Source organism: Pseudomonadota bacterium (genome assembly GCA_026388215.1).
Lineage (GTDB): Bacteria > Desulfobacterota > Syntrophorhabdia > Syntrophorhabdales > Syntrophorhabdaceae > JAPLKF01.
Window position 1 is genome coordinate 1 of the sequence record JAPLKF010000195.1, and the last position, 1,556, is coordinate 1,556.

Sequence of the window (1,556 nt, forward strand, 5' to 3'; positions counted from 1 at the left end):
AAATCATGATGGTTAAGGCATCGTCCTTTGATTGGATAGATTTACAAAAAAGGATTGAAGAGTTTGTGGAGAAAATAGATCAGTATAATCCGCAGGAAATAAGGGAAAAATTGATGTCAATTGTTCCTGAAAATAGTTCCCATGAAACTAACTTTTCATAAGACCTTTTAGGGAAAATAGTTCATTGTTTTATATTATCTTGAGTTAGTCAAATCAAAATCCCTTCAAAACTTCCTCGTTTTTTTCTTCCTCGTTTTTTTCCTTTTTAAATAGTAAATAAATGGTAAATGATTTGTGAAATTCATAAGAAGTGGATTAGTATAGGTTAAATATGAGGATATTAAATGCAGAATATGTGAAAGGCACCCTCGAGCCTGAGAATAGGGGGATGAGCAACATCCCGGAGGTGTGTTTTATAGGAAGGTCGAATGTTGGAAAGTCTTCAATGATAAACACTCTTGTGATGCAAAAGGTTGCGCGAACGAGTTCTACCCCGGGAGCAACGAGGATGGTAAATCTCTATAGTATTGATTATGAATACAGAGGCGTAAGGCAGCAACTTATCTTTTCTGATTTCCCCGGATTCGGGTATTCAAAAGTGTCAAAAGTAATGCAGCAGAACTGGCAGAAGATGATCGAAGGTTATATCGAGCGCAACAAAAACATAAAAAGGATCATCTGGGTCTATGATGCGCGGAGAGAATTCGACAACCTCGACGAAATGCTGCTGGAATGGTTTTTTGACCGGAAATTGCATTTTACGCTGGTACTCACAAAAACCGATAAAGAGAGCAGGAACTTTGTAGATATTAAGAAAAGACTATCCAGACAATGGATCGGTGAAGGAGAAATCTTTACTTTTTCTGCGAAAACAGGAGATGGGAGAAAGGAACTTCTCACTCACATATTCAGTACCGCTGATACTTGATAAAACAGAAACGATACTGGATACTCGATGCCAGATTGAGTGAAAAACAGAATCAAATATCAAGAGTCCAGTCTCAAGAAACAGGTATCAATAAACAAGTATCAATAATTATTTTGTTATGTTATCTCAAATCCTTAAGAGTAAATATTGATTTAAAAATGTAACCTTTTGATTCTATTGCCTCTTTCCCACCTTCCAGTCTATCCAGCATCACAATAATACCTCTTACATTGTAGCCTTCCTGTTTGGTAATTTCTACTGCCTTCAAAGAAGAGCCACCCGTGGTCACGACATCTTCGAGGATAACCACATTCATACCTTTCTTCAGGTTTTTTGCACCTTCTATCCATAGATTTTTCCCATGCCCCTTAGGTTCTTTTCTTATAAAGAATCCTGCCAGATTGTCTTTTAAGCTATAAGAGCTTAAAACGACAGCGCAAACAAGTGGATCTGCCCCTACGCTCACCCCGCCAACTGCCTCTATTCCAGGTATTTCACGCACCATTTTATACATAATGTTACCCGTAAGGTACATGCCTTCAGGGTTCAATGCGGTTTCCCTCGCATCGATATAGTAAGTGCTTTTTTTTCCGCTTTTCAGTATAAATTCGCCCTCTTCATAAGATAG

The 1,556-nt window shown here is 38.0% G+C and carries 2 protein-coding genes; one reads left to right on the plus strand and one right to left on the minus strand.

The window, feature by feature from the left end; all coding sequences use genetic code 11:
• Positions 1-331: 331 nt before the first annotated feature.
• Positions 332-928: a ribosome biogenesis GTP-binding protein YihA/YsxC gene (gene yihA, locus NTU69_10430; protein MCX5803926.1), complete on the plus strand. Its 597-nt coding sequence runs from the start codon at positions 332-334 to the stop codon at positions 926-928.
• A gap of 121 nt (positions 929-1,049) precedes the next feature.
• Here the strand turns inward: yihA and pyrE are convergent.
• Positions 1,050-1,556: orotate phosphoribosyltransferase (gene pyrE, locus NTU69_10435; protein MCX5803927.1), on the minus strand; the 507-nt coding region annotated here is incomplete at its 5' end.

What these genes read in the sequence shown, in the direction of transcription:
- yihA (MCX5803926.1), top strand. Translation starts at nt 332, where the DNA reads ATGAGGATATTAAATGCAGAATATGTGAAAGGCACCCTCGAGCCTGAG.